The following is a 14,348-nucleotide window of genomic DNA, read 5'->3' on the forward strand; positions in this document are numbered from 1 at the left end:
TTGTTTGCCAGGGCATCATTATGGAAGATTTCATCAATCTCCCCACCATCAGCACCAGCATGACACCGGACTTTGTCGATTCGAAAACGTGCCGACAATGGCTGGCCTTGCTACCCATGATCAATGTGCCACAAGCACATTTCGAACTTCTGGAAGCCCTGGTCAAATTCAACCGGGCCGAGATCCCGGCGTTGGATCGCTTGAAGGCGTTGGAGATGCTGCGCGAACCGGCTTCCTACCTGAATGATGCGAATGCAAAGCGGTACATTGGGCGATCCCTGCCGATGACCAGTGGTGAGCGTGATATCTGGCAGGCCAATGTGCAGCTTTGGCGGGTGATGGCCAATGGCTACAAGCATTGCCTCAAGGCCGCCGTGGATGGTGATGAGACAGTGACCGAATACACAGCACTGTCCAACCAGCGTAGCCTGCGATACCTGGGTTTGGCATTGCGCGAATACGCAATGGCTTGCCAGGAAATACCGCAAGAGCTGTGGGAAGACCTGCACGGCATGTACAGAGTGGCTGAGCGTGGCCATTCATTGCGCGCGGTGAAGGATTCGATGAATAACCAAGCGCAGGCATCCAGCTGCACTGCGGTGTATGTCCAGGCTTTGTTGCTGGATGTGGCCAAGCCCTCAGGCAGCTCGGCCAAGCACCTGTTGTGGATTGAAAAACTGCTGGATCGCTGGTCGAGCTATGTCACGGTTCACAACGAGCCTCCTGCCTCCACGCCGACCAAGATCATGGTCGATACCGGCGGGAGCGGCATCCTCTATCAGGAAAAGGAGCTGAAGGGCGCTGCCCGTTACCTCGACACCAGTCAGTTGGCCAAGAGCCTGAGCAAACGGATCAAGCTGCTGCGCATGGGCGAGACCCCGACTCAGCTGGGCCTGGGGGATGAGTTCCCCGGTGAGGTCTGTGAGCCATTGCTGCTGACCTGCTTTCAACAGTGGTGCAAAGGTGGTGAAGAGCGTAACTATCAGCGCCGCCCAATCAAGGGCTCCGTGGAAATGGCCTTGACGATGCCCGCCATCCACTATTTCATCAGCGGTGTGCCGTTTGATCAGCCGGCCAAGCCACATGAGATCAAAGGGCAGTCGATCGAGGCTTTCCAGATTTTTGGACATTCGGTCGAAAGCGCTGTCAAGACTGTTGCAACCGGTGTCGGCTTTCCCGCTGAGCGTTGGGAGGTTTTCGATCAGAGCGCAATGGGATATGGCTTGTCCAAGACAGCAGGGACTGGGGAGCGCGTTCAACAGAACCAGCTGGTCGGCATCCGCACCGAGGATGGCGGTGATATGCTGGTCGGGATGTTCCGCTGGTTGATCCAGACGCTCGATGGCCGCCTGCTGGTGGGTATCCGCATGATGCCTGGTATCCCTAAGGCGGTGTCAGTGCGTGCGACGGGCCTCAGCCCTTCTGGTGCGAACATGTTCGTACAGGCATTGCTGTTGCCGGGCTTGGCGGCGTTGCGTTCCGAAATGAGTCTATTGTTGCCGCCTGGCTGGTTCAGACAGAGCCGTATTCTTGAAATGAATCAGGACGATAAGTTGAGACGGGTCAAGCTGCTGTCGCTGCTGGACAGAGGGTCCGATTTTGAACGTATTTCGTTCGAAACCTTGCCGGATCGCTCCGCACCCTGATCTGGGCGCCCGCAGCATGGCGGCAAACTCCTGAGGGCTGATCTGTTGATGACAGATCAGCCTTTGTTTTTACCGGGTGCGAGCCGTGCCTTGCCAACCTATACGCCTCGCGCCATGATGCGGCATCCGGGCTACCGCCCCCATTCAACCTGATCGGTGATCGAATATGTCCAAGACCATTCAAATGACCACAATCGGTGGGCCAGAAGTGATGCAGTTGATCGAGCAACCTCTTGGAGAGCCGGGGCCAGGCGAGGTCAGGGTCCGACATCATGCGATTGGCCTGAATTTCATCGATGTGTATTTCCGATCCGGCGTCTATCCCTTACCCAGTTTGCCAAGCGGGCTGGGTAAGGAGGGGGCGGGTGTGGTGGAGGCCGTCGGCCCAGGCGTGACGGGGTGGCAGGTGGGCGATCGGGTCGCCTATGCAGGCGGAGACAACGGGGCCTATTCGGAGAGCAGGCTGATCCCAGCTGCGCAGTTGGTGCGCCTACCCGACTCGGTCAGCTTTGAACTGGCGGCGGCTGCCATGTTGAAAGGGCTTACCGCCCAATACTTGCTGCGCCGCACCTACCGTGTCAAGCCGGGCGATACGATCCTGATTCATGCGGCGGCAGGCGGGGTGGGGCTGATGGTCTGCCAGTGGGCCAAAGCCTTGGGGGCGACGGTGATCGGCACAGTCAGCACGCCTGAAAAAGCAGCGTTGGCTCAGGCCCATGGCTGCGATCACCCCCTCATTCATTCCGCTGGGCATTTCCCGACCCAGGTGCGTGAATTGACCGGGGGCCAAGGGGTCAACGTGGTGTATGACTCGATCGGCAAAGACACCTTTCTGGATTCGCTGGATTGCCTGCGACCGCTAGGCATGATGGTCAGCTTTGGCAATGCATCTGGCGTGGTGGAGTCTTTCTCCCCACAGTTGCTGTCGCAAAAAGGCTCGCTGTTCCTCACCCGCCCTGTGCTGTTCCACTATACCGCTCAGCGTAGCGATCTGGAGCAGATGGCCGCTGAATTGTTCGAGGTGCTGGCCGATGGCACGGTGAAGGTCGAGATCCACCAACGCTATGCCCTGGCGGATGTCGCACAGGCACATCGCGATCTGGAAGCGCGCCGCACAACGGGGTCAACCATACTGATTCCATGACTCTGTTGAGGCGGGTTCAGAGCTACACAGATCACGCCAACCGTGTGGTGTTTCGGCATGCGGAATGAATTAGGTGGGACCACACATCGCCACATGCCAATCTGGCCACCTTGGGGTATGTTTCGGCAGTCATTGCCCACCTCGCCATGCGCTTGTTGTCCTTGATGGCGCTTTCCTGAACCGCATGGCGGAACAACGGGCCATGTCGCTAACCTGACCGATCTTGATGAGGAGGCTTGCCATGACTGCTGTCCCACCCATTCGAAACGGCGCCCAGGCGCTGGTGGATGCGTTGTTGGTGCATGGCGCTGATACTGGCTTTTGCGTGCCGGGCGAAAGCTATCTGCCTGTGCTGGATGCGTTGTATGACGTGCGCGACCGTTTCAATCTGGTGGTTTGCAGGCAAGAGGGTGGCGCTGCCTATATGGCCGATGCCTATGGCAAGCTCCATGGCAAGCCTGGCATCTGTTTTGTGACACGCGGCCCGGGTGCGACCAACGCCAGTGTCGGTTTGCATACCGCTTTTCAGGATTCGAGCCCGATGATCCTGTTCATCGGCCAGGTCGGGCGCGATGCCATCGAGCGCGAAGCCTTTCAGGAGCTGGATTACCGCCGTATGTTCGGGCAGCTGGCCAAATGGGTGGCTCAGATCGATGATGCGCGGCGCATTCCTGAATTCATCTCGCGCGCCTTCCACACCGCGACCAGTGGCCGCCCTGGCCCCGTGGTGCTGGCTCTGCCCGAAGACATGCTGCACGACCTGTGTGATACGGCACAGCCACAAACCTACCGACGCATTGCCGCTGCACCCAGTCCCGCCGCCATGGTCGAATTGCAAAGCCGCCTCAGTCAAGCACAACGCCCAGTGTTGATTGTCGGTGGTCGGGGCTGGACGGCAGCTGCCTGTCGGGATCTACAGACTTTTTCAGAGCGCTGGCAGCTGCCAGTGGCATGCGCATTCCGCTATCAGGACCTGTTCGACCACACCCACCCCCATTACATCGGTGATGTGGGTTTGGGTATCAACCCCAAGCTGAGGGCTCGTTTGCAAGAGGCTGACCTGGTGCTGACCATTGGTGCGCGACTGGGTGAATCGACCACCAACGGCTATGCCCTGTTTGATATCCCCCGGCCCGCCCAGACCTTGATCCATGTGCACGCTGGGGCGGAAGAGCTGGGCCGGGTGTATGCGGCAGATCTACCGATCAACAGTGGCTACCCCGAGTTCCTGTCCGCAGCGCTGGCCATGGCCGTGCCCACGCAATTGCCCTGGGCCGAGGGCGTGGCTGGCAGCCGTCAGGTGTATCTGGACTGGAGCACGCCGGGCTCGGTGCCCGGGCAGGTGCAGATGGGTGAGATCATGTGCTGGTTGCGTGAGCGGCTCCCAGCGGATGCCATCGTGACCAACGGTGCCGGCAACTACGCGATCTGGCTGCATCGGTTTTATCGTTACCGCCAGTTTGGCACGCAGCTGGCCCCCACCAATGGCTCGATGGGCTATGGTGTGCCTGCAGCCATTGCTGCCAAGATCACTCAACCGGAACGCATTGTCGTGGCCTTTGCTGGGGATGGCTGCTACATGATGAATGGCCAGGAGTTGGCCACCGCTGTCAAATACGGTGCCAACGTGGTCTTTATCGTGGTCAACAATGGCATGTACGGCACGATTCGCATGCATCAGGAGCGCGAGTACCCTGAGCGCGTCATGGCCACCTCATTGGTCAACCCGGATTTCGCGGCACTGGCCGTGGCCTACGGCGCACATGGCGAGCGGGTGACGGACACCGCTCAATTTGCGTCGGCCTTCGAGCGGGCGCTGGCGGCGGGCAAGCCGGCGTTGATCGAGCTTCAGGTCGATCCCGAGGCCATCACCCCCGCAACTACCATCACGCAGCTGCGAGCCCAACGCTGAGCCTCTGACGAAGGCAGGGGGAGCGGGTCAACCTGCCTGTTGTAGCTCTGTGGGCAATTGCCGCAGCATGGTGCGGTAGTATTCCCGGTCTGACCGCGACAGCTCGGGCAGCAGCCCGTGCAGCCTGGCCAGTGCATCACTGGCCGGTGCGAGCTGCCCAGCATGGCCTCTGAACCACACTAACTCGAACAGCAAGCCGCAGACCTGGCTGACCGGATAGCGATGCCGGTTGCTGTCGTGCTCCAGCAGGTGACACGCCGCAATGTCATGCCAGCCACCCTGATCAGGCAAGGCATCTGCAAAGGGGTTTGCCCATTGGCGGAGTGCGTTGGGCGTGATCGGCGTCAGCTGCCGGAATGCCGCCAGCGTGGGTGATTCGCCGCCCTGGCAATGCCCACGCGCAATGCGCATCAGGTAGAGCGGATTCCAGGCAGAGTGGTGCACCTGATCGCTCTGCCGACAAAGCCATTCACTGAACGCGATGTATTGAACTGCCTGTGGGGTCGGGTCTTCGCCGGACAGCAGGCCGCACTGGTGCAGCAGCCACATGGCCATGCCGAGATTGGCGGCACCTTGTTGCGCCGCATCCATGGATGCGGATTCAAAAGCGGCAGCCAACGCTTGCTCAAAATGTTGCAGCGAAGCCTGCGCCCAGCCGATTGCCTCGGTGGCAGTGGTCTGCCCCAGCGCTTTTGACCGCAAGACCAACGCAAACAGGTTGTGCCATTCGAAGCGGATGGTCGGGTGATATCGCAGCAGGCCAACCAGCTGGTGATGGTTTTGCAACTGGGTGAGCAAACTGCTGGCCAGGCCCAGATCCCGCTGATCATAGGCACACCACGCGGCCAGAATCTGCTCCATCGCATCCAGAAAGTCATTGCCGTCCACCTGCTGATGGTGCCGCTGTTGCTTGAGCTGTTTCAGCAGGCGTCGGGCTTGCACGCCATCGCCCAGGCGTCGCCAGACAATGGCCTGTGCAAGCAATACCTGTGCGGCCTGGCCTGTGGTGTGGGCGTGTTGCCCGGCTTGTTTGAGCGCGCTGAGCGCAGTTTGCTCACCGGCACCTTGCACGGGTGAGACCAATCGACCAAGGCGGATCGCCTGCCGTGCCAAGATCATCTGCTGCCAGAACGCCAGATCATGCGTGGTGTTCAGCTGCTGGGGCGGCAGCTTGGCCTGTTGTTCCGGCAAGCCCAGAAAGGCTGCGGTGTCTGCCGCTGTGGCAGGCTGCCCAGCCACCAGCAGGACGAGCTTCGCGGCTTCACCATCTGACAGCCAAAACGGCCCCTGGCTACGTCGATCCACATTCAGAAAGCGTGGATCACGGCCTGGGTCTTCTCCCCAGCCTATGTGGACCCCCCAGCCATGGAAGTCCTTGAACGCCCGACTGATCGCCATGCGTAAGGTGCGGGCATCGCTCAGAAAGCCTTTCAGGTCATCCAGCCTGACTTTGTTCTGCTGGACGTGATGCGCAAAATAGATGCGCACCAGCATCCACAGCGATTGAAATGCTGCGCGTTGGCCATTCACGGTTTGTGGTGCGGTGAGCTCGATGACAATCATTTTGATCTGCGAGGTTCGGTTGACTGATATGACAAGCCACGGTCGATGACGCCGTGACGGTGGTTACAGCGCAGACGCCTGCGCCAGCCCTGGCTTTGCTTGGATTTCATACGGCTTGCTACGCTGTGTCCATGTTCCATTTGAAGAAAGCCCACAATGAAGACATCTGTCATGCGGCGTGCGCGCCGATTTTCGCTGCTTTTGACGGCTTTGGCTGGCATGTTACTGTCACAACTGTCACAAGCGGAACAAATAGAAGCACATCCGGAGCTGGGTGCTGTGTTTAAAACCATGGGGGTGACGGGTACATTCGTACTGTTCGATGTCGCCAACGATGTGCAGCGGGTGTATTCGCCCAGCCGAGCGCAGGTTCGTTATTTTCCTGCTTCGACCTTCAAAATCCCTAATAGCCTGATTGGCCTGGAAACCGGTGCTGTCAAAGATCTGAATGAGGTATTTCGATACGATGGCAAGCCACGCATGTTGAAAGCCTGGGAGCAGGACATGACCCTGGCCGAGGCCATCCGTGCCTCCAATGTGCCGGTCTATCAGGAGATTGCCCGACGCGTGGGGCTGCACAGCATGGCGTCCTGGGTGGACAAATTGGACTATGGCAACCGGCAGATCGGCAAGATGGTGGATCAGTTCTGGCTGGGTGGCCCGCTGAAGATCTCCGCATTGGAACAAACCCGCTTCCTGGCCAAGTTGGCCCAGAAAAAGCTGCCATTCAGCGAACAGACGATCGATGCGGTGCATGCCATCACCTTGCATGAGCAGACCGAAACCTACCAAATACACGCCAAAACCGGGTGGAGCAACGCAACCAAGCCGGGTATCGGTTGGTGGGTGGGGTGGGTCAAGCGGGGCGATCAACTCTACCCATTTGCCTTGAATATCGATATTCGACGGGATGAAGACGCAGCATTGAGGGTCCCGTTGGCACGCCAGTTGTTGAGCAGGCTGGGCGTGATTTGAATGAACTACTCAGGCACGTGTGACGAGTCGTCGCCGGATGCCTGGGTTCTGGAAAATAGTGGAGTAAAGCATGCAACGTCTACCAGGGCTCGACTTGATGCGAGCCATCGCCATCATCTGGGTCATGTTGTTCCATGCCTTGATGGCTGGCTTGCAGCTGCCGGGCGAAACCATCGCCCGCTTTGGTTGGATGGGGGTTGATCTGTTCTTTGCGCTCAGTGGTTTTCTGATCGGCGGGCAGTTGTTCGAGCAGATCAAAGACCATGGGCGCGTCGATTTCCAGCAGTTCTATATCCGACGGGCGTATCGCATCCTGCCCGCATTTGGTGTCGTGGTCGCATGCTATTTTGCATTGCCGATGATTCGAGAGTACCCGACGATCCAGCCATGGTGGCAGTTTCTGACCTTTACCGAAAACCTGCTGATCGATTATTCGCAGCCCCGTGCGTTTTCCCACGTCTGGTCATTGTGTGTGGAAGAGCATTTCTACCTGATCATGCCTGCCCTGGCATGGCTGTTGGCACCGCGTGCCACGATCAGCCGCATCACCAGTCTGGCCGTGGCCCTGGCGGCGGCGGGCATGTTGTGGCGTTGGCATGTCTGGCAACATGATCTGCTGCCTATCCAATCGATCGAAGAGGGGCCGGGCAACTTTTATCAACGCTATATCGAGCAGATCTATTACCCGACCTATACCCGGCTCGATGGTTTGCTGGCAGGGGTGATGTTCGCCGCCTTGCGGGTGTTTCGACCTGTGTGGTGGCAACGCATCATGGCTCGGGCCAACTGGGTGTTGGGTGCCGGTTTGTTGTTGGTCAGTGGGGCAATCTGGATCTTTCAAAATCGATTTGCTCTCCCTGCTGCAGTCTTGGGCTACCCGCTGTTGTCATTGGGCATGGGGGTGTTGGTGGTCGCAGCGGCCAGCAGGCAAAGCCTGATTGGTGCGCGCGGCATACCAGGCGTGGCGTGGGTTGCTGCCCTATCGTACAGCTTGTACCTGACCCATAAAGTGGTTTTCCACTTGGTCAAGCAGGCATGGGGGGCTCAGCTGGTGGGGCAGCCAGCGCTGGCTTATCTAGTGTATGGCGGTGCGGCGATGTTGGGTGGGTTGATCCTCTATTGGGCCGTCGAGCGCCCTGCCTTGCAATGGCGGGAGCGTTGGCTGCATCCAGCCAAGCCATCGCCTGATTTGGCTGAGATGGGGGCGGTGACACGTTGATTTCCATGCTGGGCTGGGTGAATGCTTGCCGATCCGGACACAAACTTGCTAGACTTGCAGTCCGGGTCGGCAGTTCACCCAGGCGTCGCCACTCTTGATCGCAAGAGCGCTAAACCTGTTTCCAATCTGATACATGGCCGTGATTTCCAGTGCCGTGCTGCAAGGGCGACCACCAGCAACCCATTTCGGGTGGGCACGTTTCAATCAAAGGAAACCACCGTGTCCAAATTATTAATTCCTTTTCAAACCGATGATCTGTCCGCCTTGGCTCGGGCGCTGTGCCGCCAACTGGCCACGCACACATCAGTGCCATCGCATCTTGAGATGCTGAACATGCTGGCCAAGGCCGCTGGGTTCCAGAATTTCCAGAGTTACCGCGCTCAGGTATTGCATCAGCCCGAGGTGATTGCAGCGAATGACCATGCAGTCGTCTTGTCCGCGAATGCAAAAAAGCTGATCAGTTATCTGGATGAGTCCGGTCGTCTGGTGCGCTGGCCCAATAAATACTCGATCCAGCAACTGGGTATCTGGTATCTATGGACGCATTTCATCCCCAGGCGCCGTTACACTGAGCGGGAAGTGAACGAAGTGTTGAAACGCTTCAATACCTTTGGTGACCATGTGTTGCTGCGCCGTGAGTTGGTGAACACCAAATTGTTATGGCGCACCGACAATGGCGCGGAATATCGCAAATTGCCCGCTAGGCCAAGTGATGAGGTCATGGCGATGATTCGCGAAATCCGGCGCCTGCGGAAGCAACCGAAGGCTCGCCAGGCAGCGTGACAGTCAGTGGGGCCAGAAGGCCCCGGCCTGTCAGCTGGGTTGACATGGTTTTCATGGTAGCCTCAAAACCGTGTCAACCAAGCCAGTTCCCAGCTATTTCGCCCTATGCCTGTATCTGGATGTAATACCGTGTGCACAGTATGATGGCAGCTGTCCTTTACCCTCAAGGGTGTCTGCCATGAGCCAGCCTTTGCTGTATACCTTGTTCCGTTATAAAACCTGGGCCAATGTCGAGCTGTTTGCAGAGATGCGGAAATTGGACCCGGAAGCGCATCAGACCGAGCGGCATACCGCCATTCGATTGATGAACCATATCTATGTGGTGGATCGTATTTTTGAAGCCCACTTGACCGGTCGCACGCACCCTTATACAGCGACCAACACGCCTGAGACACCCACGCTCGAAGCGCTGCAGGCAGAGGTTGCGGCCTTGGATCAATGGTTCGAAGACTATGTCCAGACGCGCTCAGCAGCCGATCTGGCCGAGTCGGTTGCCTTTACCTTCACCGACGGCACGACAGGCTGTATGACCCGCGAAGAAATGCTTGCCCACATCGTGACGCATGGCGGTTATCACCGTGGGGCGGTGGGGCGGATCATGGCGCAGGTGGCAGTGCCGCCACCCCGTGACATCTTGACAGCCTACCTGCACCGTACCCAGCCTGCCAGACGCGAGGGCATCATTCAACACTCATAGTTTGGACTTGAAGTGGCGCATGGCGGCAAAAACGCCGATGATCAACATGACCCCCAGCGCCACGGTCAATTTGCCGTGCCCGCTCACCCCTGCGGGCTCGGCGTCTGCCGAATCGACGGGTTCGTCTTTGAAAGCAGCCAATGCACTTTTGCCACTGGCTTTCTTATCGAACAGGAAGCTGTAATCTTCATAACGTTTTTTGGGTAGAAACGCCCAGCTATCGACAATCTTCCGGTAAGCCGCTTGTGCCACGGGGGCGTCGGTCTGCTCGGTGTGCAGGGACACGGCTCCGAAGCCTTCCCGACCCATCATCAACGATGCACTGAGCAAAACCGGCTCATTTTCCAGATAACTGGCCATGCCTTTGAACGCAAACTCGAAGCAGTGTGCGCTCATGGAATAGGTGGGTTGTGAAATCCATTCGGTAAAGGTGATCCGCGTAGCGCTGGACTGCTTGGCGCTGGCTTGGAGCAAGGCATTCTTCAGGTCATCTGCAAATCTGGGTGATTTGATCTCTTCGATACCTGATTCAGGGATGTAGCCACTGGGGACATAGCGGATTTCCATAGCCCAACTCTGGCTTTCGTCCGCAGAGAGAATTGCACCGACCGTTTTATCATTGGTGGGCATTTTCATGGCCTGCAGCATCTGCTGAACTTCTTTCTTCGGAATGAAAACAGCACCTGCTGGCAGGGCGAACCTGGCCTGGTTCAAGATGGTGATTTGATTGGGCCCGGCAATGGAGGCCATACGCGCCACCTTGTAGGCCGCCAGTTTCAATTTGATCGACTCAAGCAGTGCTTCACGTGAGGTGTCGGCCTGGGCCGGGACGGCTCCCGACAACAGTGTTACCAGCAGGATGAGTCGCCGCCAGGGTGAAGCGGTTGGGGGAGTGCCAGTACCATGCCGCCATGTTTCAAGATCAGATTTCATCAACGCTCCCATACTTATCTATGAACCCGTCGATGCCGGTAGATAATCATGCCGGGCAGCCAATGGTTCTGTTTTGTTATGTGTTATTTCAATGGGGCTGTCGGTGCAATGAGGGTAGCGGTCAAGGCCTGATGCAACCCGACCCAGAACAGAAAGCTGGCGACCAGCCCTGCCGCAAACCCGGCCCACACCTCGGTGGCGGAATGCCGCCCCAGTTCCACTCTAGACCATCCAATCAGTGCGAGGAGGGCCAGCCCGACCGCCAAGCCGGGCAGATACGGCCCTTGCAGTACACAAGCCAATGTCGCAAACGCCATGTGGTGCGAGATCTTGAGCCATGACAAGGCCAGCTTGGCTTGCAGTACAACTGAAGCGGCGGCAGCCATGCCCAGTGCGATGACCCATTGCTGGCAACCCAGGGCAGCGGTTGTGCTACCGATCAGCAATATCGGGAACATGAAGCGATGCAGCTCACGACGCTCAACGGGCAGGCTGGCGTCAGCATGCCGCCATTGCCCGCTGTGGACGCGCAATACGCTGAACAGCGTGACCAGGCCGCCCACCATGATAAAGGCCAGCAACGTGGGCCACCATTCGGGCCGTTGGTGGCGCGCCATGGTGCTCAAGGTGGATAACGGCAGCACAATCAAAGGATGCCCGATGATCGAGCATCCACGGGCGAACAGGCGACGAGGGTTTGAATCCTCAGTAGGTGTGGACAATTGGCCAGCCTTGCTCTTCCGCCACGGCTTTCAACAAACTGTCCGGGTTGACGGCAACTGGGTGGGTGACGCGCTCCAATAATGGCAGATCATTGCGTGAGTCGCTGTAGAACCAGGTTTCACCGAAATCTGACCACCGCTGTTTACGATCAGCCAGCCATAGCTCCAGGCGGGTGATCTTGCCTGCCTGAAAACTCGGGATGCCGGTCGGTTTGCCGGTATAGCGTCCATCGACGATTTCCGGCTCGGTCGCGATCAGGTGAGAGACACCCAGCTCTGCCGCAATCGGGGCGGTGACAAATCGGTTGGTGGCGGTGATGATGACTACAAGATCCCCTTGTGCCTGGTGCCCAACCACTAACTGCCTGGCCTTGTCAGTGATCAAGGGCAGGATGTGCTCTTGCATGTAGTCAGCATGCAGAGCATGCAATTCCTCCATGGTAAAGCGCGCCAGCGGTGCCAGCTGAAAGGCCAGAAACTCGTTCATATCCAACGTGCCAGCTTTGTACTGCTCATAAAAGGCATCGTTACGCCGATTGGTTTCCTCTGCATCCAACAGCCCCCTGCGGATCAGGAAGCGAGGCCATTCCACATCGCTGTCGCCAGCCAACAGGGTGTGATCCAGGTCGAAAAGCACCAATCGGTTCATCAATCATCTCCGGTTAAAATAGAGTCTGCTGGCCCGTCGCATCAAAGCGATGTGCGCTCAATACTTCACGTAACAGTGGCAGGGTGATTTGGCGTTGCTGCTCCAACGAGGCACGGTCGAGTTCGTCGATGATGCCGACCAGCGAAGTCAGGTCGCGCCGCCAGCGCAGCAACAGATATTCGCAGACATCGTCGGTCAACATGAAACCGCGTGCCTGGGCATGCAGTTTCAGCGCCTGGACTTTATCCTGATCGGATAAAGGCTGCATCTGGAACACCAAACCCCAGCCAAAGCGCGTGGTCAGATCCGCCCTTAGCGGCAATTGGCTGGGCGCAAGCGGGCCGGCTGCCACGAAGATACCACGTGATTCTTTCAATCGATTGAATACACTGAATGCAACCACTTGGGCATCGGCACCCAGATGGTGGACATTGTCGAGCGCGACACAATCCAACTCGCCCAGACTGTCGTCCGGTGCGAACAACTGGGCGCAATCGACATAGGCGGCCTTTGCGCCCAGCTCGATTGCGGCCCGGACGGTGGCTTGCAGCAGATGGGTTCGGCCTGCGCCGTGTTCGCCCCAGAGGTAGAGCATGCGTTCATCACTACGACCATGGACAGCGTCCCGAAGCGCCTGCAATGCCTGCAGGTTGGCCTGGCCGACAAAATTGTCGAATGAGGCCGGGGGCGAAGGGGTCAGATCAAGCAGCAGTTGTTTCACAGGGCGAGAGAAGCGTGCAATCGGAACGTTCTGGCATGTCGAGCAATCGGTTTGATGGACTGAAGTGCGCTTATCGTTTCAATTGCAAACTGGAATACGTTAAAATGTTGTTTTTTATCGCGGCCCATGTCGGTCGCGATGTTGCATCCTGTGCAATATGGATTGCCTGATATTGCATAGGATGCAGAATTTGTTGCGTGTGACGCAACATTATAGTTTTGTTTTACCCGCTGTGCGCGGGAAACGTTCACTTTATCAAAGCGAGAATCCACTTGAGCGCCAACCAAACCTCCCTCAGCTATCGTGATGCCGGTGTAGATATCGATGCCGGTGATCAACTGGTCGAGAACATCAAGCCCTATGCCAAGCGTACCATGCGCCCTGAAGTGCTCGGTGGTATCGGCGGCTTCGGCGCGCTGGTGGAAATTTCAAAGAAATACAAAGAGCCCGTACTGGTGTCCGGCACCGATGGCGTCGGCACCAAGCTGAAGCTCGCATTTGAACTGGATCGCCATGATACGGTCGGCATCGATCTGGTGGCGATGAGTGTCAATGACATTCTGGTGCAAGGTGCCGAGCCGCTGTTCTTTCTGGACTATTTTGCCTGTGGCAAGCTGGACGTGCCCCGCGCGACAGATGTGATCAAAGGCATTGCTGCTGGGTGTGAGCAATCCGGTTGTGCATTGATCGGCGGCGAAACGGCTGAAATGCCCGGTATGTATCCGGTTGGTGAGTACGATCTGGCAGGGTTTGCCGTGGGGGTGGTCGAAAAGGCCAATATCATCACCGGCAAGACGATTCAGCCCGGTGACGTGGTGCTGGGTCTGAAGTCGAACGGCGCGCATTCCAACGGCTATAGCCTGGTGCGTAAGATCATCGAGCGTAGCCAGCCCGATCTGAATGCCACTTTTGATGAAGGCCGATCACTGGCGGATTGCATCATGGCCCCCACCCGCATCTATGTGAAACCATTGCTGAAGCTGATGGCCGAGTTGCCCGTCAAAGGCATGGCGCATATCACTGGTGGCGGCATTACCGAGAACGTCCCTCGTGTCTTGCCAGACAATACCGTGGCGCAAATCGACAAGCAAAGCTGGGCCTTACCCAAGCTGTTCCAATGGCTGCAAGCCGAGGGCAATGTCGCCGCTGATGAGATGTATCGCACGTTCAATTGCGGTATCGGCATGGTGGTGATCGTCGCCGCCGAGCACGCGGAGGCAGCGATGGCTACACTCACTGCAGAGGGCGAAACGGTTTACCGTCTGGGCGCGATCCGCGCTCGCCAAGGTGACGAGCATCAGACTCAAGTCGCCTGAGCGGATCATCCAGCTTATACGGGCCGCCGGCCATGCTGGCGGCTTTTGCTTTTTCCGGTATGCAGCAT

Annotated in this window: 13 protein-coding genes; 8 read left to right on the forward strand and 5 right to left on the reverse strand. The window is 57.9% G+C overall.

Features of this window, described 5'->3' with window-relative positions:
* Positions 1–20: 20 nt before the first annotated feature.
* The 3 genes from HNQ59_RS07925 (at position 21) to HNQ59_RS07935 (ending at position 4,702) form a co-directional block, all read left to right on the forward strand.
* A complete protein-coding gene (locus HNQ59_RS07925) occupies positions 21–1,646 on the forward strand; it encodes a hypothetical protein (RefSeq protein ID WP_184037473.1) in 1,626 nt (541 codons plus the stop codon).
* Between the two features lie 166 nt (positions 1,647–1,812).
* Positions 1,813–2,790 carry a quinone oxidoreductase family protein gene (locus HNQ59_RS07930; RefSeq protein ID WP_184037476.1) on the forward strand — a complete coding sequence of 326 codons (978 nt, stop codon included), beginning with the start codon at positions 1,813–1,815 and terminating at the stop codon, positions 2,788–2,790.
* A gap of 241 nt (positions 2,791–3,031) precedes the next feature.
* The gene (locus HNQ59_RS07935; RefSeq protein WP_184037479.1) at positions 3,032–4,702 is read left to right on the forward strand and encodes a thiamine pyrophosphate-binding protein; all 1,671 of its coding nucleotides are present in this window, start codon (positions 3,032–3,034) and stop codon (positions 4,700–4,702) included.
* A 27-nt stretch (positions 4,703–4,729) separates the two neighbouring features.
* On the opposite strand, the gene HNQ59_RS07940 is transcribed toward HNQ59_RS07935, so the two are convergent.
* Entirely contained in the window at positions 4,730–6,265 is a 1,536-nt protein-coding gene (locus tag HNQ59_RS07940) for a hypothetical protein (RefSeq protein ID WP_184037482.1), read from the reverse strand.
* Positions 6,266–6,436: 171 nt separating this feature from the next.
* Between HNQ59_RS07940 and blaOXA the strand changes: the two genes are divergently transcribed.
* The 4 genes from blaOXA to HNQ59_RS07960 all read left to right on the forward strand — a co-directional run bounded on the left by blaOXA (position 6,437) and on the right by HNQ59_RS07960 (position 9,939).
* Entirely contained in the window at positions 6,437–7,240 is an 804-nt protein-coding gene (gene blaOXA, locus HNQ59_RS07945; protein ID WP_184037693.1) for a class D beta-lactamase, read from the forward strand.
* A 70-nt stretch (positions 7,241–7,310) separates the two neighbouring features.
* On the forward strand, positions 7,311–8,459 hold the full coding sequence (locus tag HNQ59_RS07950; RefSeq protein WP_184037484.1) for an acyltransferase family protein: 1,149 nt from the start codon (positions 7,311–7,313) through the stop codon (positions 8,457–8,459).
* A gap of 219 nt (positions 8,460–8,678) precedes the next feature.
* Positions 8,679–9,242 carry a DUF2087 domain-containing protein gene (locus tag HNQ59_RS07955; RefSeq protein WP_184037487.1) on the forward strand — a complete coding sequence of 188 codons (564 nt, stop codon included), beginning with the start codon at positions 8,679–8,681 and terminating at the stop codon, positions 9,240–9,242.
* A 178-nt stretch (positions 9,243–9,420) separates the two neighbouring features.
* Positions 9,421–9,939 carry a DinB family protein gene (locus HNQ59_RS07960; protein ID WP_184037490.1) on the forward strand — a complete coding sequence of 173 codons (519 nt, stop codon included), beginning with the start codon at positions 9,421–9,423 and terminating at the stop codon, positions 9,937–9,939.
* Here HNQ59_RS07960 and HNQ59_RS07965 read toward each other — a convergent pair.
* From HNQ59_RS07965 to hda, 4 genes are all read right to left on the reverse strand, one after another.
* Positions 9,934–10,872 carry a DUF2167 domain-containing protein gene (locus HNQ59_RS07965; RefSeq protein ID WP_184037493.1) on the reverse strand — a complete coding sequence of 313 codons (939 nt, stop codon included), beginning with the start codon at positions 10,870–10,872 and terminating at the stop codon, positions 9,934–9,936. The two genes, HNQ59_RS07960 and HNQ59_RS07965, sit on opposite strands and share 6 nt — an antisense overlap.
* A gap of 83 nt (positions 10,873–10,955) precedes the next feature.
* Positions 10,956–11,594: a hypothetical protein gene (locus tag HNQ59_RS07970; RefSeq protein WP_184037496.1), complete on the reverse strand. Its 639-nt coding sequence runs from the start codon at positions 11,592–11,594 to the stop codon at positions 10,956–10,958.
* On the reverse strand, positions 11,578–12,243 hold the full coding sequence (locus tag HNQ59_RS07975; RefSeq protein WP_184037499.1) for a histidinol-phosphatase: 666 nt from the start codon (positions 12,241–12,243) through the stop codon (positions 11,578–11,580). The genes HNQ59_RS07970 and HNQ59_RS07975 overlap by 17 nt, the downstream gene beginning before the upstream one ends.
* A gap of 13 nt (positions 12,244–12,256) precedes the next feature.
* Positions 12,257–12,964, reverse strand: a complete 708-nt coding sequence (gene hda, locus HNQ59_RS07980) for a DnaA regulatory inactivator Hda (RefSeq protein WP_184037502.1) — start codon at positions 12,962–12,964, stop codon at positions 12,257–12,259.
* A gap of 272 nt (positions 12,965–13,236) precedes the next feature.
* Here hda and purM point away from each other — a divergent pair, with 272 nt between their 5' ends.
* On the forward strand, positions 13,237–14,280 hold the full coding sequence (purM, locus tag HNQ59_RS07985) for a phosphoribosylformylglycinamidine cyclo-ligase (protein WP_184037505.1): 1,044 nt from the start codon (positions 13,237–13,239) through the stop codon (positions 14,278–14,280).
* Positions 14,281–14,348 lie beyond the last annotated feature (68 nt).

Origin of the sequence: Chitinivorax tropicus (assembly GCF_014202905.1) — a bacterium.
GTDB classification, from domain to species: Bacteria; Pseudomonadota; Gammaproteobacteria; order Burkholderiales; family SCOH01; genus Chitinivorax; species Chitinivorax tropicus.

What these genes read in the sequence shown, in the direction of transcription:
- HNQ59_RS07925 (WP_184037473.1), top strand. Translation starts at nt 21, where the DNA reads ATGGAAGATTTCATCAATCTCCCCACCATCAGCACCAGCATGACACCG.
- HNQ59_RS07930 (WP_184037476.1), top strand. Translation starts at nt 1,813, where the DNA reads ATGTCCAAGACCATTCAAATGACCACAATCGGTGGGCCAGAAGTGATG.
- HNQ59_RS07935 (WP_184037479.1), top strand. Translation starts at nt 3,032, where the DNA reads ATGACTGCTGTCCCACCCATTCGAAACGGCGCCCAGGCGCTGGTGGAT.
- HNQ59_RS07940 (WP_184037482.1), bottom strand. Translation starts at nt 6,265, where the DNA reads ATGATTGTCATCGAGCTCACCGCACCACAAACCGTGAATGGCCAACGC.
- blaOXA (WP_184037693.1), top strand. Translation starts at nt 6,437, where the DNA reads ATGCGGCGTGCGCGCCGATTTTCGCTGCTTTTGACGGCTTTGGCTGGC.
- HNQ59_RS07950 (WP_184037484.1), top strand. Translation starts at nt 7,311, where the DNA reads ATGCAACGTCTACCAGGGCTCGACTTGATGCGAGCCATCGCCATCATC.
- HNQ59_RS07960 (WP_184037490.1), top strand. Translation starts at nt 9,421, where the DNA reads ATGAGCCAGCCTTTGCTGTATACCTTGTTCCGTTATAAAACCTGGGCC.
- HNQ59_RS07965 (WP_184037493.1), bottom strand. Translation starts at nt 10,872, where the DNA reads ATGAAATCTGATCTTGAAACATGGCGGCATGGTACTGGCACTCCCCCA.
- HNQ59_RS07975 (WP_184037499.1), bottom strand. Translation starts at nt 12,243, where the DNA reads ATGAACCGATTGGTGCTTTTCGACCTGGATCACACCCTGTTGGCTGGC.